General features: G+C 71.1%; 15 protein-coding genes. 9 read left to right on the top strand and 6 right to left on the bottom strand.

The annotated features are described in order from the left end of the window. Positions 1–31: 31 nt before the first annotated feature. The 5 genes from glpK to M6G08_RS23780 all read right to left on the bottom strand — a co-directional run bounded on the left by glpK (position 32) and on the right by M6G08_RS23780 (position 7,100). Entirely contained in the window at positions 32–1,549 is a 1,518-nt protein-coding gene (gene glpK, locus M6G08_RS23760; RefSeq protein ID WP_272589190.1) for a glycerol kinase GlpK, read from the bottom strand. 26 nt (positions 1,550–1,575) lie between these two features. Next, a complete protein-coding gene (locus M6G08_RS23765) occupies positions 1,576–2,421 on the bottom strand; it encodes an MIP/aquaporin family protein (protein ID WP_272589191.1) in 846 nt (281 codons plus the stop codon). Positions 2,422–2,540: 119 nt separating this feature from the next. Next, the gene (gene nadE / locus M6G08_RS23770) at positions 2,541–3,371 is read right to left on the bottom strand and encodes an NAD(+) synthase (RefSeq protein WP_272589192.1); all 831 of its coding nucleotides are present in this window, start codon (positions 3,369–3,371) and stop codon (positions 2,541–2,543) included. A gap of 141 nt (positions 3,372–3,512) precedes the next feature. After that, the gene (locus tag M6G08_RS23775; protein ID WP_272589193.1) at positions 3,513–6,521 is read right to left on the bottom strand and encodes a 3-keto-alpha-glucoside-1,2-lyase-like domain-containing protein; all 3,009 of its coding nucleotides are present in this window, start codon (positions 6,519–6,521) and stop codon (positions 3,513–3,515) included. Between the two features lie 171 nt (positions 6,522–6,692). Then, complete coding sequence (locus tag M6G08_RS23780; RefSeq protein ID WP_272589194.1) at positions 6,693–7,100, bottom strand: PGPGW domain-containing protein; 408 nt, start codon at positions 7,098–7,100, stop codon at positions 6,693–6,695. 107 nt (positions 7,101–7,207) lie between these two features. Between M6G08_RS23780 and M6G08_RS23785 the strand changes: the two genes are divergently transcribed. From M6G08_RS23785 to M6G08_RS23795, 3 genes are all read left to right on the top strand, one after another. Continuing rightward, complete coding sequence (locus M6G08_RS23785; RefSeq protein ID WP_272589195.1) at positions 7,208–7,747, top strand: P-loop nucleotide/nucleoside kinase family protein; 540 nt, start codon at positions 7,208–7,210, stop codon at positions 7,745–7,747. A 34-nt stretch (positions 7,748–7,781) separates the two neighbouring features. Next, positions 7,782–8,480, top strand: a complete 699-nt coding sequence (locus tag M6G08_RS23790; RefSeq protein ID WP_272589196.1) for a bleomycin resistance protein — start codon at positions 7,782–7,784, stop codon at positions 8,478–8,480. A gap of 133 nt (positions 8,481–8,613) precedes the next feature. Beyond that, the gene (locus M6G08_RS23795) at positions 8,614–10,479 is read left to right on the top strand and encodes a CocE/NonD family hydrolase (protein ID WP_272589197.1); all 1,866 of its coding nucleotides are present in this window, start codon (positions 8,614–8,616) and stop codon (positions 10,477–10,479) included. Between the two features lie 31 nt (positions 10,480–10,510). Here the strand turns inward: M6G08_RS23795 and M6G08_RS23800 are convergent, their stop codons facing one another. Further along, on the bottom strand, positions 10,511–11,458 hold the full coding sequence (locus tag M6G08_RS23800; RefSeq protein ID WP_272589198.1) for a methionyl-tRNA formyltransferase: 948 nt from the start codon (positions 11,456–11,458) through the stop codon (positions 10,511–10,513). Positions 11,459–11,639: 181 nt separating this feature from the next. Between M6G08_RS23800 and M6G08_RS23805 the strand changes: the two genes are divergently transcribed. From M6G08_RS23805 to M6G08_RS23830, 6 genes are all read left to right on the top strand, one after another. After that, positions 11,640–12,986 (top strand): lysine N(6)-hydroxylase/L-ornithine N(5)-oxygenase family protein, encoded by a 1,347-nt coding sequence (locus M6G08_RS23805; protein WP_272589199.1) that lies wholly within the window; start codon positions 11,640–11,642, stop codon positions 12,984–12,986. An 11-nt stretch (positions 12,987–12,997) separates the two neighbouring features. Next, the gene (locus M6G08_RS23810; RefSeq protein ID WP_272589200.1) at positions 12,998–14,056 is read left to right on the top strand and encodes a FecCD family ABC transporter permease; all 1,059 of its coding nucleotides are present in this window, start codon (positions 12,998–13,000) and stop codon (positions 14,054–14,056) included. 11 nt (positions 14,057–14,067) lie between these two features. Then, positions 14,068–15,135 carry a FecCD family ABC transporter permease gene (locus tag M6G08_RS23815; RefSeq protein WP_272589201.1) on the top strand — a complete coding sequence of 356 codons (1,068 nt, stop codon included), beginning with the start codon at positions 14,068–14,070 and terminating at the stop codon, positions 15,133–15,135. Between the two features lie 62 nt (positions 15,136–15,197). Continuing rightward, complete coding sequence (locus tag M6G08_RS23820) at positions 15,198–16,049, top strand: ABC transporter ATP-binding protein (RefSeq protein WP_443048896.1); 852 nt, start codon at positions 15,198–15,200, stop codon at positions 16,047–16,049. Positions 16,050–16,158: 109 nt separating this feature from the next. Continuing rightward, positions 16,159–17,220, top strand: a complete 1,062-nt coding sequence (locus M6G08_RS23825; RefSeq protein ID WP_272589202.1) for an iron-siderophore ABC transporter substrate-binding protein — start codon at positions 16,159–16,161, stop codon at positions 17,218–17,220. Then, positions 17,217–19,010: an ABC transporter ATP-binding protein gene (locus tag M6G08_RS23830; protein ID WP_272589203.1), complete on the top strand. Its 1,794-nt coding sequence runs from the start codon at positions 17,217–17,219 to the stop codon at positions 19,008–19,010. Before M6G08_RS23825 ends, M6G08_RS23830 begins: the two co-directional genes overlap by 4 nt. The last annotated feature ends 60 nt before the right edge of the window (positions 19,011–19,070 follow it).

Here is a 19,070-nt window from a genome sequence, read left to right on the forward strand (position 1 = left end):
TCTCCCGCCCGAAGCGGTCGTCAGGTCCGGTTCACTCGACCTTGACCCAGTCGAGCGTGCGCTGGACCGCCATCTTCCAGCCGGCGTACCCCTGCGCGCGCCGGTCCTCGGACCACCGGGGCTCCCAGCGCCTCGACTCGTGCCAGTGGGTGCGCAGTTCGTCGGTGTCCCGCCAGAACCCCGTGGCGAGCCCCGCCGCGTAGGCCGCGCCGAGCGCGGTGGTCTCCGCGATCACGGGGCGGCTGACGGGGACGCCGAGGACGTCGGCCTGGATCTGCATGCACAGGTCGTTGGCCGTCACCCCGCCGTCGACCTTGAGTACGTCGAGGTGGACGCCGGAGTCCTGCTCCATGGCCTCGACGACGTCGCGGCTCTGGTAGCAGATGGCCTCCAGCGTCGCCCGGGCCAGATGCGCGTTGTCGTTGTAGCGGGCGAGGCCGACGATCGCGCCGCGAGCGTCGGAACGCCAGTAGGGCGCGAACAGTCCGGAGAACGCGGGCACGAAGTACATGCCGCCGTTGTCCTCGACGGCGCGCGCGAGTACCTCGCTCTCGGCGGCGGTCTTGATGATCTTCATCTGGTCGCGCAGCCACTGCACGGCGGACCCCGTCACCGCGATGGAGCCCTCCAGCGCGTAGACCACGGGGCTGTCACCGAACTGGTAGGCCACGGTGGTGAGCAGTCCGCTGCGGGAACGGACCAGTTCCGTACCGGTGTTGAGGACCAGGAAGTTCCCGGTGCCGTACGTGTTCTTGGCCTCGCCGGGCGCGAAGCAGACCTGTCCGACGGTGGCCGCCTGCTGGTCGCCCAGCACCCCGCCGATGGGCACGGCGGCGCGCAGCGGCCGGGAGGTGCGGGTCGCGCCGTACGCCTCCGGGTGGGAGGAGGGGTTGATGGTGGGCAGCATCGCGCGGGGGATGCCGAAGAAGCCCAGCAGTTCGTCGTCCCAGTCGAGCGTCTCCAGGTCCATCAGCATGGTGCGGCTCGCGTTGGTCACGTCGGTGGCGTGGATGCCGCCGTCGGGACCGCCGGTCAGATTCCACAGCACCCAGGTGTCCGTGTTGCCGAACACGGCGTGGCCCGCTTCCGCAGCCTCCCGGACGCCGTCCACGTTCTCGAGGATCCACTGGATCTTGCCGGCCGAGAAGTAGGTCGCCGGCGGCAGTCCCGCCTTGCGCCGGATGACCTCGCCCCGACCCGACCGCTCCAGGTTCGCCGCGATGGTGTCGGTGCGGGTGTCCTGCCAGACGATGGCGTTGTAGTACGGGCGCCCGTTGCGCGGGTCCCAGACCACCGTGGTCTCGCGCTGGTTGGTGATGCCGATGGCCGCGAGGTCGGTCCCCGACAGACCACTGTGGCGCAGCGCGTTCTGCATCACCGAGTTGGTCCGCTCCCAGATCTCGACGGGGTCGTGCTCGACCCAGCCCGGGCGGGGGAGGATCTGTTCGTGCTCCAGCTGGTGCTTCGCCACCTCGTTGCCGCCGTGGTCGAAGATCATGAATCGGGTGCTGGTGGTGCCCTGGTCCACCGCGCCGATGAAGTCCGCCATGATGTGCCGCCTCTCCGGCCGGTGTGTCAGTCCTCGGGCGCCGGTACGCGCCCTGTCGGCTCGGGCTCCGCGGTCGGCAGGAACCGGCCGACGAGCGCCTTGTACAGTCCCGCTCCGAGCACGCCGCCGATGAGCGGCCCGAGGATCGGTACCCAGAAGTAGAGGTTCCCGTACTGGTCCCGCCAGGCCCCGCCGTATCCGGTGAGGAAGCTCGCGAGCCGGGGGCCGAAGTCGCGGGCCGGGTTGATGGCGTAGCCCGCGTTGGTGCCGAAGGCCATGCCGATGGCGACCACCACCAGGCCGATGATGAACGGGGCCAGGTTGGCGCCCGGCGGTGTGTTGAGCAGGTCCGTGATGGCCATGACCAGCAACAGCAGGATGGCGGTGCCGATGACCTGGTCGCGGAAGGCGCCCCACTCGTGGACCGGCAGCGCGGTGTTCCCGTTGGCGGGGAGCGTCGAGAACACGGTCTGCGTCTTGATGGTGTGTCCGGGGTCGGCCTTCGCCAGCGCCTCGGAGTAGTTCCAGCGGACCAGGAGCGCGGCCACGAAGGCGCCGGCCGTCTGGGCCAGCGCGTAGGGCGCGACCTTCCGCCACGGGAAGCCCTTGAACACCGCGAGGCCGAGCGTCACCGCGGGGTTGATGTGGGCGCCGCTCAGCCGCGCGGCCACATAGACGCCCAGTGTGACGCCGAGGCCCCACGCCCACGAGATGCTGTCGTGGTCCCCGAGGCCGCCCTCCGGATCGGTGAGGGCCCCGCCCGCGGCCACCTGCGCCACCACACCGCAGCCGAAGAGGATGAGGATCATCGTGCCGGCGAACTCCGCCGACAGTTCACCGAGCAGACCTGACTTCTTGAGCCGTGCAGCCATGGAAGCTCACCTTCCGCCGGCTGGACCGGCGTCGACCGACCGCGTCTCTCAGTCGACACATTAAGGTGATAAGCGACAAGCCGCACATAGAGTGCGGCTTGACGGGCGTGGGTGGAGCCTCAGGGGCCGATGGGCATCCGGCGCTTGTGGTCCGTCGCCCGGTAGCGGGAGACGATCTTCTCGAAGGCGTCCTGTTTCACCGGCTTGCCCTCCAGGAAGTCGTCGATGTCGTCGTAGGTGACACCGAGGGCGTCCTCGTCGGCCTTGCCGGGGGCGAGGGACTCCAGGTCGGCCGTCGGGACCTTCCCCACCAGCTCGGCCGGCGCACCCAGCGCCTCGGCGACGGCACGCACCCGGCGCTTGGTGAGTCCGGTCAGCGGGACCAGGTCGGCGGCGCCGTCGCCGAACTTGGTGAAGAAGCCGGAGACCGCCTCGGCGGCGTGGTCCGTCCCCACGACCAGCCCGTTGTGCGCGCCGGCCACGGCGTACTGGGCGATCATGCGCTGTCTGGCCTTGATGTTGCCGTGCACGAAGTCCTGGTGGTGGGCGTCGCGGAAGGCCACGTCGGCGGCGAGCAGCGCGTCGAGCATGGCGTCGCTCGCGGGCTTGATGTCGACGGTCAGCACGTGGTCGGCCTGGATGAAGGAGAGCGCGCGCTGGGCGTCGTGCTCGTCGGCCTGGACGCCGTGCGGCAGCCGCATCGCGTAGAAGCTCGCCTCGTGCCCCTCGGCCCGGGCCCGCTCCGCGGCGAGCTGGCACAGCCGCCCCGCGGTGGTCGAGTCGACACCGCCGCTGATGCCGAGGACCAGGCAGCGCAGGCCGGTGGAGGTCAGCCGCTCGGTCAGGAAGGCCACCCGGCGCTCGATCTCCCGCTCGGCGTCGAAGGTCTCGGCGACCTCCAGTTCCCGGGCGATCTCCAGTTGCAGGGCGATGGACGCCGGCTCGCTCAATTCCGCTCCTTGTTCGATGTGCGGTGACTCCTCACTCAGCGTACCCAGTGGTCCCCGGCGGATACGGGCCGAGTGTCGGACGGCGCACGACGTGCGGGGCGGCCGCCGACGGCCACCCCGCACACCTCGCCCCGCCCGGGATCAGCTCAGCGGCTGAATCCGGATGTCACGGAACCGGACCTTGTTCCCGTGGTCCTGCAACCGGATCGCCCCGGCCGCCGGTGTCTCGGCCCGGCCGCCCGCGGTCGGACCGTCGAGGACCACGTCGTCGTGGACCTTCTCGCCGTTCCACACCACGCTCACCCGCGCGTCGGCGGTCTTGCGGCCGCTGTCGTCGTAGCGGGCCGCGCGGAAGACGATGTCGTAGGTCTGCCACGTCCCGGGCGCGGTCGCCGCGTTGGTGTCGGGGGCCTTCTTCAGGTACAGCGCCCCGGCCTCGTTGTCCGCGAGGGTGGTGTCCCGGTAGGAGTCGAGGATCTGGAGTTCGTAGCGGTCCTGGAGGTAGATGCCGCTGTTGCCGCGGTCCTGGCCCGTCACGTCCGGCGGCAGTTGCGGGACGCGGAACTCCACGTGCAGCTTGAAGTCCTGGTAGGCGTCCTTGGTGCGGATGTCGCCGCAGCACACCTCCATCGACCGCTCCTCGGCCAGCGGCCAGGCCACGTCCCTGCCGTCCGTGTGCTGCCACTGGTCCTGCGAGGCGGCCGTGCCGTCGAACAGGTCGACGGGCGCGCCCCGCCGGTGCACGGTGATCAGGTCGAGGTTGACATGGCCGGTGTCACCGGGGTCGTACCGGTAGGAGACCGTGTTGTGTCCGGCCCGCAGGCGCACGCCTTCGGTCCGCGTGGACCAGGTGTCCCAGTCCCCGGTGGAGGGCAGGTCCGTCTGTCGCACCTTCTTCCCGTTGGCGTACAGGGAGAGGGACTTGGTGCCCTCGAAGGGGTGCGGGCCGTTGGAATAGCGCAGTCCCACGTCGTAGGTGCCCGCCCTCGGAACGGTCACGTCGAAGGTCGTGGCGGCCTCGCCCTCGGTGGCGTAGCGGTCGACGAATCCGCTGCCGGAGTAGCCGACGTGGTCGGTGTCGATGCCGGCCTCGCCGGTGAGCCGGGCCTCCTCGGCCTCGTAGAGGGTGGCGGGCGGCGGCTGCTTGCCGGGCATCTCGTTGAGCGTGTACCAGGCCTCCGTGCTCCACAGCGTCTCACCGGACGCGGAGGTGAAGGGGCGCGGTGAGCGCACGTGGACCACGCGGTCCGGCTTGAGCCCGTCCAGGCGCAGTCGGACGGTCCGGCCGTCCTTCGAGAGGGTCGCCGAGCGCACGGACAGCTCCTCCTCGGCGATCTTGGGGCCGCCGTAGTCGGCGGTCGGGGTGTAGTGCCACTGCCGGACGTCGTAGCGCTCGGCCAGCTTCGCCGCGGTCTCGTCGGACACCGGCTGGGTGTACGTCAGGTCGAAGCCGCCGGGCACGGCTCGCATCTTCTGGATGTCGAAGGTGTCGCGGCCGTTGGGCGTGAGCTTCTGCAGGCCGAACTTCAGCTTGCCCGCCTGGCCCCAGTTGCCGTCCGCGCCCAGGCCGCCCGCGTAGACGGCCCCGTCCGGTCCCATGGTGACGCGGTTGACGCCGGCCTCCAGGCCCTGGGTGTAGCGGAAGACGGCGCCCTGGTACTGGCCCTTCACCTTCTCCAGGTAGGCGCGCTGCAGACCGCCGTAGGTGACGTCGCCGATCAGCATCTGGCCGGCGAACACCCCCTTCTTCAGGTGCAGCGGGGTGGAGGGCGAGTTGCCGATCTCGTTCTGCGGCAGCCACAGCACCGGCTCGGTGACGGGGGAGTCCTCGAAGGGGCCCGCGGGCTCGGTGTAGTGGTTGAAGAAGCGGTCCTGCTTGATCTGGACGAGCTTCGACGCGGGCAGCCATCCGCCCTGGTTGTCGGTGACGAAGAGACCGCCGCCGGGGCCCCAGCCGATGCCGTTGGGCGTACGCAGACCGCCCGCGATCGGGGTGATCTTCCCGGTCTTCTTGCTGATCTTGTAAGTGGTCCCGCGGTCCGGTGCGGGCTGCGGGTCGGTGGTCGCGCCGCCCAGGTCGATGGCGACGGACAGGTTCACGTAGAAGTAGCCGTCGCGGTAGAGCAGGCCGAAGGCGAACTCGTGGAAGTTGCCGCCGTACGGCCAGGTGGCGACCGTGCGGTACGCGTCGGTCACGTCGTCGTCGTTCTCGTCCACCAGCCGCGTCAACTCGTGCTTCTGGGAGACGTAGAGCGAACCGTCGACGTACTTGATGCCCATGGGCTCGCGCAGCCCGTCGGCCACCTTCTTCACGGTGACCTTGTCCCGGCTGGTCGCGCCGGTGACGTTGTCGAGCAGGTACACCTCACCGGCAACGTTGTCGGTGCCGCCCCAGGTGCTGATCGCGAGGCGTCCGTCGGGCAGCCAGTCCATGCCGGTGACCTGCGGTTCGAACCCTTCGGGACGCAGGTCGGTGAGGGTGAGGTCGGGACGCACCGAGGTCAGCGGCAGCCCGTCGCCGGGCGTGTCGGTGCCGGCCTCGCACTCCTTGCGCCCCGGCGCCGTCACGCGGACGACCCCGGCGTCGGTGGTCAGCGCCTCGTTGGGTACGACGGTGAACCCGGTCTCGCCCGGCGGGCGCCAGGAGAGCGTGAGCTGCTGTCCGCCGCCGCGGTCGAAGTGCTCGACGCGCAGCGGGTGCGATCCCGCGGTGAGGTCGAGCGCGCCGTCCTTCGGCTCGGCCCCGTGCAGTCCGTCGTGGTCGATGACCGTGGTGCCGTCCAGGGTCAGCCGTGAGCCGTCGTCGCTGGTGAGCCGGAAGGCGTAGGTGCCGTCGCGCGGCGCGACCAGGTAACCGGTGGCCTCCGAGACGAAGTTGTCGGCGATGCCTCCGAAGTCGGCGGTGGTCGACCAGTCGACCGTCGGCATCAGCTTGTCGTGGTTGGGGGTCTGGCCGGGCTTGAGGGTGCAGATCTCGCTCAGCGGCGTCTGCACGTCGAAGACGCGCAGGGTGACTCCGGGTTCCTGCGGCGGGATGTCCGCGCGGTCCGCTGCGGACGCGGGGGCGGCGAGGAAGCCGCCGGCCGAGACGGCCGACGCCAGCAGGAGGATGAGGTGTCTTCGGGCACGCGGGAACAGGCGTGGGCGCATTGGTCCTCCGGGACGTGGGGACCGGACCGTGCCGGATGTCGCTCCGGTCTTCGTGCGGTACGACTGTGGTTCCGCCGCCAAGGTAGGAGACTTCCGCTTGACATGTCCATACTTTGTCATCGCTGTGTTCAAAGTGGCCCGGTGCCAGGCCCGGCGGAAGACGGGACCCGCTCAGTCGCGCCGGCCCGTGCGGACGCGCCGGTGGCTCCAGGCGAGCAGGGCGAACAGGACGACGCCGGAGACGATCAGGCTCGCCCCGGTTGCCCATCCGGAGTACGGCAGCCGGGGCATCAGGCCCCAGGCCACGCCCGCGCCGACGAGGCACAGCCCGGCCGTGACCGAGCCGGCGATCCGCCACGGCGAGGACACGCTCTCCTCGGCCGCGCGCATGGCCTGCCGCCGGACGGGACCGACGAACCGGTCCAGGGCGGGGACGGCGCGCGACAGCAGCACCATTCCGGCGAACACGAGCAGCAGGCCCGGACCGGGCAGCACCAGCAGCGCGAGGCCGACCGCGACCAGTACGCCCCCCAGGGAGCCCAGGACCGTTCGCCGGACCGCTTCGACGCTGCGCGCCATGTCGCCGTACCTCCCCGGTTCGACCCAGTTCCGGTATGCCTCAGTGTGCCCAACCTTAGGCACCGGACGGCGTGCGGGCGATTTCGCGCGACTGGCAGGCTGCTCCCATGAATCACACGGAAGTGCTGCTCATCGGAGGACGTGCGGGTGTCGGCAAGACGACGGTGGCGTGGGAGGTTTCGGTGCTGCTGCGGGCCGCTTCGGTGGCCCACGTGGTCGTCGAGGGCGATTTCCTGGGCCAGGTGCACCCCGCCCCGGAAGGCGACCCCCGCAGGTCGCGCATCACCGAGAGCAATCTGACGGCGGTGTGGGCGAACTACGCCCGGCTCGGCCACCGTCGCATGGTCTACACGAACACCGTGAGCGTACTGCCCGAGGCGGAAGGCATGTTCCGGCGCGCGATGGGGGCGGACGTGCGGCTCGTCCGGGTCCTGCTCACGGCGTCCGACGCCACCGCCGGCGCGCGTCTGACGGGGCGGGAGCTCGGCTCGGAGCTCCAGCAGGAGCTGGCCGGCAGCGCCCGCAAGGCGCGGCTGCTGGACGAGGGGGCGCCGGCGGACACCGTCCGGGTGGGAACCGACGGGCGCCGGGTCGTGGACATCGCCCGGGAGGTGGTGGGCGTGACGGGGTGGACGGTGAACGGATGACATTTGCTGGTCAAATTTGACTAGACTGGGCCGCATGGCCGAGAAGACGATCCCGATCCTGCCGTGCCGGACCCTCCAGCCCGTGCTCGACTTCTACACCGCCCTCGGCTTCGAGGTGACGTACCGGCAGAACAGCCCCAACCCGTACGCGGTCGTCGAGCGGGGCGGCATCGAGTTGCAGTTCTTCGCGCTCAAGGCGCACGAGCCCGCCGCGTCACTCGGCACCTGCTACGTCCTCACCGACGACGTGGACGGGCTGCACGCCTCCTTCCGGGCGGGGCTCAAGGCGGCGTACGGCAGGATCCCCACGCGCGGGCTGCCCCGCATCGGGCCGCTCAGGGACATGTCGTACGGGGTGCGGCAGTTCCTCATGACCGACCCGGGCGGCAACTGCGTCCGCGTCGGACAGCCCTCCGCCGGCCCCCGCCGCCGGAGCGCCCCCGAGGAGACCTTCGCCCGTGCCCTGCACCACGCCCTGCTCCTCGCGGACTCGAAGGAGGACCCGGCGGGCGCCGCGAAGGTCGTCGACCGGGTGCTCGGTCTCGACGACGAGCGGCCCACGCCGGCGCAACTGCTCCGGCTCCTCGTGCTGCGGGCGGACGTCGCCGGGCGGCTGGGCGACGAGGGAGCCAGGGCGTCGGCGCTCGCCCGGGCGGCCGCCGTCCGACTCACGGCCGGTGAACGGGAGTCGCTCCGCGAGGACCTCCAACGTCTCGCCGAGCTGCGCGACTGACGCCCGGTCACCGCCGTCGCTCCCCAAACTCTGGCCGGAGGAGGGAACTTGTAGGCCCCATCGACGTACGACCGCATCACTGCTACACCTGCGTCACATGCACCACCTGCACCCACCGTCCGAGGAGGAGCATGTGAGAGCACGTCGCGCGGCCGCCCGAAGCACCTCCGCGCTCATCGCCACCCTCGCCCTGACCGCCGGCCTGGCCGGCCCCGCCGCAGCGGCGGGAGAGGCGCAGGCCCCGCCGGTCGCCACCGCGACCGACCCCGTCACGCACGAGGAGAACGACCGTGTCCCCGAGGGCTCGGTCTGGACGCAGCACTACTTCCCGTCCTCCGACGACTCCGGCACCGAGCTGCACGCCGACGTCCTGCTGCCCGAGGGGCTGTCCCGCGACGACAAGGTGCCCGTCATCCTCTCGGTCGGCCCGTACTTCGCCCACGCCGGGCAGACCGGCCCGGAGGGCTGGAGCCACACCGGGCCCTCGGCCCGCTTCCAGGACTTCGTCGAGGGCACCGACCTGTTCGACGAGGGGTACGCCTTCGTCATGGTGGACCTGCGCGGCTTCGGCGGCTCCACCGGCTGCTTCGACTGGGGCGGACCCGGCGAGCAGGCCGACGTCAGGGCCGCGATCGACTGGGCCGCGAAGCAGCCGTGGTCCACCGGCGCGGTGGGCATGTACGGCAAGTCCTACGACGCCGTAACCGGCCTCATCGGCAACAACCTGGACCAGCGCGCGCTCAAGGCCGTCGTCGCCCAGGAACCCCTGTGGGACATGTACCAGTACATCTACTCCAACGGCGTGCCCCGCCCGAACGTGACCGGCACCGCCGGCGCGTACAACTCCATCGCCACGATGCCCCCGATGGCGGACGACGACCCGCGCTACCGGGCGAACGCCCGCTACGAGCAGACGCGTCCACAGTGCCTGACGGAGAACTCCGCCGGGTACCGAAGAGCCGACCAGCGGGACGAGCACTGGGCCTCCCGCGACCTGGCCCGGATGGCCAGGGGCAGCGACACACCGCTCTTCGTCACGCAGGGCTTCGTCGAGCCCAACACCAAACCCGAGGAGATGCAGGAGTACCTCGACAACCACGAGGGCCCCGAGCGCGGCTGGCTCGGTCAGTGGGACCACGTGCGCGGCGGTGACCGCACCCCCGACGGACGTCTCGCCATGGGCCGCGAGGGTTGGTACGAGGAGACGCTGTCCTTTTACGACCAGTACCTCAAGGGCGTCAGGCCGGAAGTCCGCTACCCGGCCTACGCCGTCGAGGACTCCACGGGCGCCTGGCGCGCCCAGCGCACCTGGCCGGTCACCGAGCGGTCGGTCACCCTGCCGCTCGGCGGCGGCTCGTACGTGGACGACGGCGGCGCGTCCGCCCGCGCGGCGCTGACCGCGTCCGGCACCCCGGCACCGCGTCCGCCCGCGCCGCCGGCCGGCCGGTGGGACATGGAGAACGCACCGGCCACCGAGCACACCGCCCCTGAGGGACTCGCCGGGGAGGCGGCGAAGCGGCAGCGGGGCGGTGCGGTCGGCTCCAGCTTCTTCGTGTGGTCGAAGCCGCTGAAGCAGGCGGTGCGCGTCACCGGCACCCCGCAGGTGTCCCTGACCGCCAAGGGCGAGGGCAACATCATGCTCAAGCTGTACGACGTCGCCCCGGACGGCACCGCCGTCATGTTCGACGAGCAGGTGTCCCTGGTGGACCGGGGCCGGCTGACCGTCGACCTGAAGGCCACCGACTGGACGCTGGCGGCGGGGCACGTCCTGGCCGTGGAGATCGGTTCGATCCAGACCGGCTCATGGCGCGACACGCCCTCCGGCGAGACCGTCGAGGTCCGGGGCGCCAGGCTCCGGCTGGCCCTGGACGACCCCGCCGACGACGTCGCCACCCCCGGCGACCGCTCCCCGTTCCTCGACACGTACCTGAGCCGGTACACGGTGGAACTGCCCGCCGGTCCGGGCACGTTCAGGGTGGTCCGGGGAGGTCGCCTCTGACGGCGGCCGTGCCGTCGGCGCGCCGTGCGGATCAGGGACGGCTGGTCAGGTATCCGCCCATGGAGGTGAAGTACTCCGTCGCGGGCAGCTCCCGGCCGTCCTCGGTCCGTACCCGGGTGATGGCCAGGCCGTGGTTGCGGCCGGTCCGGGCGTCGGCGCCGGCGACGATCACCACGCCGTCGCCCTCACGGTAGAAGACGCGGCCGGGAGTGCCGCCGTAACGGCCCTGGGACACCACTGCGGCGAGCACTTCCAGCCGCCTGCCCCGGTGGTAGGTGAAGGCGCTGGGGTAGGGCTCGGACTGGGCGCGGACCAGGCGCTCCAGATCCTGGGCCGGCCAGCCCCAGTCGATCCGGATGTCCTCGGCGGACCGTTTGTGGAAGAAGCTGGCCCTGGACCGGTCCTGCTTGGTGAACTCGGTCCGGCCGGCGGCGATGAGACCCAGTGCGCCGATGGTGACCGGCGCGATGAGGTCGACGGTCTTGTGGAAGAGGTCGGTCGCGGTGTCCGTCGGTCCGACGGGCACCGCCTCCTGCCGGACGATGTCCCCGGCGTCGAGTTCGTCGTTCATCATGTGCGCGGTGACGCCCACTTCGGACTCGCCGTTGATCAGCGCCCAGATCAGCGGGGAGAAGCCGGCGTACTCGGGCAGCAGCGAGTCGTGCACGTTCAGCGTGCCGTGGCGCGGCAGCCCGAAGATGTGCGGGGGGATCCACGTCCGCCAGTTGTTCGCCACGATGATGTCGGGGTCGGCCTCTTTGAGGCGCTCGAACAGCTCGTCGTCGTCGGGACGGTTGCGGATCAGCACCGGGACGCCGTGTTCCTCGGCGAGGTCGGCGACGGAGTCGCTCCAGATCTTCTCGTACGCGTGCTCGCTCCTCGGGTGCGTCACGACCAGCACCACGTCGTGTTCGGAGTCCAGGAGCGCTTGCAGGGTGCGGTGCCCCCAGGTCTGGTAGCCGAACATGACGACCCGCATGGGGTACCTCCTCGAGGCAGGGGACGGCGGCCCGGGCAGTAAAGCAAGGCTTACCTTAGTGGACAACGGCCTTGCGCGGCACCCCGGTTGGGGGTGGAGGCTTCCCGATCGCCCTATCGACAGTCCGCATCGCATTAGCTTAGGCTCACCTAAGTTTCGGCGGCCGCAGGATGGGAGTGACATGTCACAGGTTCTTCCTGATGACGCAACACTGGTCCACGACCTCATTGGCATCGGCTTCGGGCCGTCCAATGTCGCCATGGCGATCGCACTGAGTGAGCACAACGCACGCCCCGACGGACGGGAGCCGGTCACCGCCCGCTTCTTCGAGCAGCAGCCGCGCTTCGGCTGGCACCGGGGCATGCTGATCGACGACGCCACCATGCAGGTGTCCTTCCTCAAGGACCTGGTGACGCTGAGGAATCCGGCAAGCGAGTTCAGCTTCCTCTGCTACCTCCAGAGCAAGGGACGGCTGATCGACTTCATCAACCACAAGAACCTCTTCCCGCTGCGGGTCGAGTTCCACGACTACCTCGAGTGGGCCGCGGCCAAGGTCGACGACATGGTCTCCTACGGCCACGAGGTCGTCGGCGTCGCACCCGTCGAGCGGGACGGGGCCGTGCGGCACCTGGAGGTGACGGTCCGTTCGGGGGAGGGGCTGGAGGTGCACCGGACCCGCAACCTCGTCATCGGCACCGGGCTGCGACCCCTCCTGCCCGAGGGCGTCGAGCGCGGCGACCGCGTCTGGCACAACTCCGAACTCCTCACCAAGGTGGACGCCTTGGAGGGCACCTCGCCGTCCCGGTTCGTCGTCGTCGGCGCCGGGCAGAGCGCCGCCGAGAACGTCGCCTACCTGCACCGGCGCTTCCCGCGCGCCGAGGTCTGCGCGGTCTTCGCCCGCTACGGCTACAGCCCCGCCGACGACAGCGGTTTCGCCAACCGGATCTTCGACCCCGAGGCGGTGGACGAGTACTTCGCCGCCCCCGCCGGTGTCAAACGCCGGCTGATGGACTACCACGGCAACACCAACTACTCCGTGGTGGACATCGACCTGATCGACGACCTGTACCGGCAGACGTACCGGGAGAAGGTCCTCGGCACCGAGCGGCTGCGCTTCCTCAACGTCTCCCGGCTCACCGAGGTCAAGGAGACGCCGGAGAAGGTCCGGGCCACCGTGACCTCCCTGGTCACCGGCGAGGAGACCCTGCTGGACGCGGACGTCGTGGTCTTCGCCACCGGCTACCGCCCGGCCGACCCCCTCGGCCTGCTCGGCGAGGTCGCGGACCGCTGCCTGCGCGACGACGAGGGCCTGGTCAAGGTCGAGCGCGACTACCGCGTCGCCACGGACTCCGGCCTGCGCTGCGGCATCTACCTCCAGGGCGGCACGGAGCACACCCACGGCATCACGTCGTCCCTGCTGTCCAACACGGCCATCCGGGTCGGCGAGATCCTGCGGTCGCTCCTCGGCCGGGGCGTCGGCACCGCTTCCGGCGCGGTCACCGACGGGACCGGCAGCGCGGCGCGTTAGTGTACGTCGCCATGACCACGACTGCGCCCCGGAGCACGGCGCCTCCGGGCACAACACCGGCCCGCCGAAAGCGCGTTGTGGGCCTCGGTGTGCTCGTGGCGCTCCTGGTGGCGGCGTCGGCGGCGTCCCTGGCGGTCGGCGCGCGCGCCTTGAGCCCCGCCGACGTGTGGCAGGGGCTGCTCGCGGAACCCGGGTCCGGTCAACGGCTCACCGAGATCAGGCTCATCGTGCAGACCGTACGGGTCCCCCGCACGGTGCTCGCGGTCGTGGCGGGCGTCGCCCTGGGCGTCGGCGGTGCGCTGATCCAGGGCTACACGCGCAACCCCATCGCCGACACCGGCCTGCTGGGCGTGAACTCCGGTGCCTCGTTCGCCGTGGTGACGGGGATCGCCCTGTTCGGGTTCACCAGCCCGTTCCAGTACGTCTGGCTCGGCTTCCTGGGCGCCGCGGCCGCCGGTGTCGTGGTCTTCGGGCTGGCGAGCATCGGCCGGGGCGCCGGCAACCCGCTGACGCTCGCCCTGGCCGGGCAGGGGGTCACCGTGTTCCTCGCGGCGATGACCACCGCCGTCGCCCTGTCGGACAAGGAGTCGCTCAACGCGCTGCGGTTCTGGAACGCGGGCTCGGTGGCCGGCGTCCGGTTCGACGTCATCTGGCCCGTGACGGCGTTCATCGCGCTCGGCCTGCTGCTGGCCTTGTCCACGCTGCCCGCGATCAACCTGCTGAACCTGGGCGACGACGTGGCGCGGGGGCTGGGGCTGAACATCGCACGGAGCCGGACCGTCGGCATCGTCGCCGTCACGCTGCTGGCGGGCGCGGCGACCGCCGCGTGCGGGCCCATCGCGTTCCTCGGGCTGATGGTGGCTCACGTGGCCCGGTACCTGACCGGCCCGGACTACCGCTGGCTGGTGCCGTACGCGGGGCTGCTCGGGGCCGTCGTCCTCCTGGTCTGCGACATCGTGGGACGCCTGGTGGTGCGGCCGGGCGAACTGGACGCGGGGATCGTCGTCTCCCTCCTCGGCGCCCCGTTCTTCGCGGTGCTGGTGTGGCGTGGAAAGTTCAAGAGCGCGTGAACGGGGCGGACGTGAGGACCGATCGGACGGACGCGAAGACGTCCCTGGCGCCGGGCGTGCGGCTCGGCGGTGTGTCGTTCGTCTGGCGGCCCTGGCTGGCCGGTGTCACCCTGCTGCTGGCGGCGGGGACCTTCCTGCTGTTCTGCCTGTCCATCGGTGTCGGGGACTTCCCGATCGCCCTGCCCCGGGTGGTCGCGACGGTCTTCGGCGGCGGCGATCAGGTCGACGCGTTCGTCATCATGGACCTGCGGATGCCGCGCGCCCTGGCCGGGCTCGTCGTCGGCGTCGCGCTCGGAGTATCGGGGGCGATCACCCAGTCCATCGCGCGCAACCCGCTGGCCAGCCCCGACGTGCTCGGCATCACCAGCGGCGCGAGCGCGGTCGCGGTGTTCCTGGTGACCGTGTCGGGCGGCACCGCCGCGGCGATCACCGACTCCGTGGGGCTGTCGGCGGCGGCGCTCGCGGGCGGGCTCGGCACCGGTCTGCTGGTGTACTTCCTGGCCTGGCGCCGGGGGATCGACGGCTTCCGGCTGATCCTCATCGGCATCTCGGTGACCGCGATGATGCAGGCGATCACCACCTGGCTGCTCGTCACCGCCGACCTCAGGGACGTGGCCAGGGCCCAGGCGTGGCTGGTCGGCTCGCTGGACGACCGGTCCTGGGACGAGGTGTCGCTCGCCCTGTGGTGCACGCTCGCCCTGCTGGCCGTCGTGGCGTGCGTCGCCTTCCAGTTCAAGCCCCTGCACTTCGGCGACGAGATCGCGGCCGGCCTCGGCGTCCGGTACGCGACGGTGCGGGCCGTGCTGCTGCTGTGCGCGGTGCTGCTGGCGGGCGCGGCCGTGAGCGCGGCGGGACCGGTCCCGTTCGTCGCGCTGGTGGCGCCGCAGGTGGCGATGCGCCTGGGCAGACATCCCACCCCGCCCATGGTGGCCTCCGGCATGGTGGGGGCGCTGCTGCTGACCGGCTCCGACCTGGTCGCCCGCGCGGTGTTGCCGGTCTCCCTGCCCGTCGGTGTCGTCACCGCCGCGATCGGCGGCCCGTTCCTGGTCTATCTGCTGGTACGGGCGAACCGCCGGTAGCTGGTACAAAGTAAGGCGAGCCTAAACAAGGGGGCCCTGTGGTCGTTCAGTCCATCACCGGAGTGAAGCCCGTAACCGACGGAAACGACGGAAACGACGGAACCGACGGAAACGACGGCGCCGCACGGCTGGCGGCCAGGGGCGTCACGGTCGGGTACGGCGCCCGGACCGTCATCGACGACCTGGACGTGACCGTCCCGCCCGGGGTCGTCACCACCATCATCGGCCCCAACGGGTGCGGGAAGTCGACCCTGTTGCGCACCTTGTCGCGGCTGCTGAAACCGGCCGGCGGCAAGGTGGTGCTGGACGGCGACGACATCGCGAAGCTCCGGACCCGGGACGTGGCGAAGAAGCTCGGCCTGCTGCCGCAGGCGCCGGTCGCGCCGGAGGGGCTGACGGTGTCCGACCTGGTCGCCAGGGGCCGTCACCCGCACCAGAGCTGGCTGCGGCAGTGGTCCTCGGACGACGCCGACGTGGTGGCACGCGCGCTGGCCATGACCGGCGTGTCCGACCTCGCCGACCGCCCGGTCGACTCCCTCTCCGGCGGCCAGCGCCAGCGTGTGTGGATCTCGATGACCCTGGCCCAGGGCACCGACCTGCTCCTGCTGGACGAGCCGACCACCTACCTGGACCTGGCGCACGCGATCGACGTCCTGGACCTGGTGGACGACCTGCACGAGTCCGGGTGCACGGTGGTCATGGTGCTGCACGACCTCAACCTGGCCACCCGCTACAGCGACAACCTGGTCGTGATGCGGGAGGGCGCGATCCTGGCGCAGGGGCACCCCCGCGACGTGATCACCGCCGAACTGCTGCACGAGGCCTTCGGGCTGCGGGCCAAGGTGATCGAGGACCCGGTGGGGGACCGGCCGCTGATCGTGCCGATAGGCCGGACCCACGTCGAACTCCACTGACCGGCAACGGAGTTGTCGTAGTGAGGGTAGGCTAACCTCACTCAACCGCGATAAGGTTTGCTGCCCTCAGACGGGGCGCACGGACAGCGCGACAGCAAGGGATCCCCGGATGCTCTTCCTCAGAACGACGCGTACCAGGTCCTGGCGACGACTGGCGGCGGCACTGTCCGCCGCCGCCCTCGGTGCCGGCCTCCTCGCAGGATGCGGTTCCGAATCCGACGACCCGGCGGACAAGGCGGCGGGCGACGCCCCGTCCGCCGGCGGCGACTTCCCGGTCACCGTGGAGCACGCGTTCGGCACCACGAAGGTCACCGAGGCTCCCGAGAGGGTCGTCTCCGTCGGCTACACCGACGACCAGACCGTCCTGGCCTTCGGCATCAAGCCGGTCGGCATGGTCGACCAGTACCCGAACCCGGCCGGCCAGAGTCCCGACATCAACACCCAGTGGCCCTGGGTGAAGGACAAGTGGGGTGACACCAGGCCCGAGGTCGTCATGAAGAACGGCGACGACGGCCCCAACTACGAGAAGATCGCCGCCCTGCGCCCCGACCTGATCGTCGCGGTCTACTCCGAGATCGACCGGGCCGCCTACGACAAGCTGTCCAAGATCGCCCCGACGGTGGCCCGCACCAAGACCGAGAAGGAGCCCTTCAGCGCGCCCTGGCAGGACAACGCGCTCCACATCGCCAAGGCGCTCGGCAAGGCCGAGGAGGGCGAGAAGATGGTGGCCGGCATCCAGGCCAAGCTCGACACGGCCAAGAAGGAGCACCCCGAGTTCGCGGACCGGACCGCGGTGGTGCTGTCCTGGTACGACAAGTCGGTGGCGCCCTTCACCTCCACCGACGTACGCGGGCGCCTCGTGACCGGCATCGGGTTCAAGTACCAGACGAAGATCGACGAGGTGGCGGGCGGCGACTTCTACACGACGCTCTCCCCGGAGCGGCTCGACCTGGTCGACGTCGACCGCGTCTTCGTCATCAACGACCGGGCGGACCAGGACGCGCTGAAGAAGTTCGAGCTGTTCAACAACCTGAACGCGGTGAAGAACGGCAAGGTGTCGTACCTGCTCGACAGCGAGGGCCCGGCGGTCGGCGCCGCCATCTCCCAGGGCACCCTGCTGTCCATGCCCTACGCCATCGACGAACTGGTCAAAGCGGCAGCGCAGGGGTGAGCCGCACCGACACAGCCGTCGCCCCGGCGATTCTGCGCACGGCGACCGGACGCGAGGCCGCCCGCTGGGTCGCGGCGCACTGCCGCGAGGTGCCGTGGCTGACGACCGCCACCGTGCTCACCACGGTGGCTGGAGCCGCGCTCCAGGTGCTCCCGGTACTGCTGCTGGGCCGCGTGGTCGACGCCGTCGTCGAGGGCGAGTCGCAGTCGGTCCTGGTCACGATCGGGGCCCTGATGGTGGCCGCCGCGCTGCTCGGCGCGGCGGCCGGCGCGGCGTCCACGTACCTCGTCGGGCGGCTCGGCGCCGACCTGCTCGCCCGGCTGCGGGAAGGAGCCGTGCGGGCGGTACTGGGGATGCCCAGCGCCCGCGTCGAGCAGGTCGGCCGGGGAGACGTGCTCTCCCGGGTCGGCGACGACGTGGCCGTCATCTCCAAGGGCATCCGCACCGCCGTCCCCACGGTGTTCTCGGCGGGCGTCCTCGTCGCCATCGCCACTGCCGGGATGTTCGGCCTGGACTGGCGACTCGGTCTCGCGGGCGCCGGCGCGCTGCCCGCGTACGCGCTGGCCCTGCGCTGGTACCTGCCCAGGTCCGCGCCGCTCTACCGGAAGCAGCGCAGGGCCCAGGCCGACCGTGCGCAGGCCCTGATCAGCGGACTCGACGGCATCGACACGGTCCGCGCGTACCGGCTCGAGGAGGTCTTCCGCGAGCAGGTCACCCGCGAGTCCTGGCGGGTGCGCGACCTCGGCATCGAGGTGTTCCGCTTCTTCGGCCGGTTCGTCGGCCGGGAGAACCGCGCCGAGTTCATCGGTCTGTCCCTGATCATCGTGGTGGGGTACGCCCTGCTGGAGGCCGGTGCCGCCACCCTGGGCGAGGTCTCGGCCGCCCCGCTGCTCTTCCACCGGCTGTTCACCCCCCTGGGCGCCATCATGTTCACCTTCGACGAGGCGCAGAAGTCGGGCGCCGGACTCACCCGGCTGGTCGGCGTACTGGGGGAGGAGGCCGAGGAGCGGCTGGTGGGCGACGCGTCCGCGACGGCGGACGCCGGGCCGTACCCCGTGACGGTGAAGGGGCTGACGTTCCGCTACCCCGGCACCGAGCAGCCGGTGCTGCGGGACGTCTCCCTGACCATCCCGGCCGGCGGCTCGCTCGCCCTGGTCGGGGCGACCGGCGCGGGCAAGACCACGCTGGCCGCGCTCATCGCGGGCATCGGCACCCCCGAGGCGGGGTCGGTGCGGATCGGTACGACCGACCTGGCGTCCCTCGACGAGGCCGGGGCGCGGGCCCTGGTGAGCATCCTGACCCAGGAGACGCACGTGTTCTCCGGCCCGCTCGCCGACGACCTGCGGCTGGCCGCGCCGGGGGCGACCGACGCCGAACTCACGGACGCTCTGCGCACGGTGGGAGCCGGTTACTGGGCCGACGCGCTGCCCGACGGACTGCACACCGCGGTCGGCGAGGGCGGTGAACGCCTCGACGTCACCAAGGTCGCCCAGATCGCGCTGGCGCGGCTGGTGCTGAGCCGGTCGCCGGTGGTGGTGCTGGACGAGTCGACGGCGGAGGCGGGCAGCGAGGGCGCCGCCGAGCTGGAACGCGCCGTGCTGGCCGCCTGCGCGGGCCGGACCACCCTCTTCGTCGCCCACCGGCTGACCCAGGCCATGGCGGCCGACCGGATCGTAGTGCTGGACGCGGGGCGGGTCGTCGAGGAAGGCACGCACGAGGAACTGGTCGCCCTGGGCGGCCGGTACGCACGGCTGTGGCGAGCCTGGCGGGAGGGCAGCCAGGCGGCCTAGTTAGGTAACCCTAAGTCAGGCTAGCCTGCCTTCATTCCTTGGAAGGGGCGTTGAGTCTTC

This window comes from Streptomyces sp. M92 (assembly GCF_028473745.1).
Taxonomy (GTDB): Bacteria; Actinomycetota; Actinomycetes; order Streptomycetales; family Streptomycetaceae; genus Streptomyces.

Bases quoted from the DNA above. Each gene is read 5' to 3' on its own strand.
- glpK (WP_272589190.1), bottom strand. From the start codon at position 1,549: ATGGCGGACTTCATCGGCGCGGTGGACCAGGGCACCACCAGCACCCGA.
- M6G08_RS23765 (WP_272589191.1), bottom strand. From the start codon at position 2,421: ATGGCTGCACGGCTCAAGAAGTCAGGTCTGCTCGGTGAACTGTCGGCG.
- M6G08_RS23775 (WP_272589193.1), bottom strand. From the start codon at position 6,521: ATGCGCCCACGCCTGTTCCCGCGTGCCCGAAGACACCTCATCCTCCTG.
- M6G08_RS23780 (WP_272589194.1), bottom strand. From the start codon at position 7,100: ATGGCGCGCAGCGTCGAAGCGGTCCGGCGAACGGTCCTGGGCTCCCTG.
- M6G08_RS23785 (WP_272589195.1), top strand. From the start codon at position 7,208: ATGAATCACACGGAAGTGCTGCTCATCGGAGGACGTGCGGGTGTCGGC.
- M6G08_RS23790 (WP_272589196.1), top strand. From the start codon at position 7,782: ATGGCCGAGAAGACGATCCCGATCCTGCCGTGCCGGACCCTCCAGCCC.
- M6G08_RS23800 (WP_272589198.1), bottom strand. From the start codon at position 11,458: ATGCGGGTCGTCATGTTCGGCTACCAGACCTGGGGGCACCGCACCCTG.
- M6G08_RS23805 (WP_272589199.1), top strand. From the start codon at position 11,640: ATGTCACAGGTTCTTCCTGATGACGCAACACTGGTCCACGACCTCATT.
- M6G08_RS23810 (WP_272589200.1), top strand. From the start codon at position 12,998: ATGACCACGACTGCGCCCCGGAGCACGGCGCCTCCGGGCACAACACCG.
- M6G08_RS23825 (WP_272589202.1), top strand. From the start codon at position 16,159: ATGCTCTTCCTCAGAACGACGCGTACCAGGTCCTGGCGACGACTGGCG.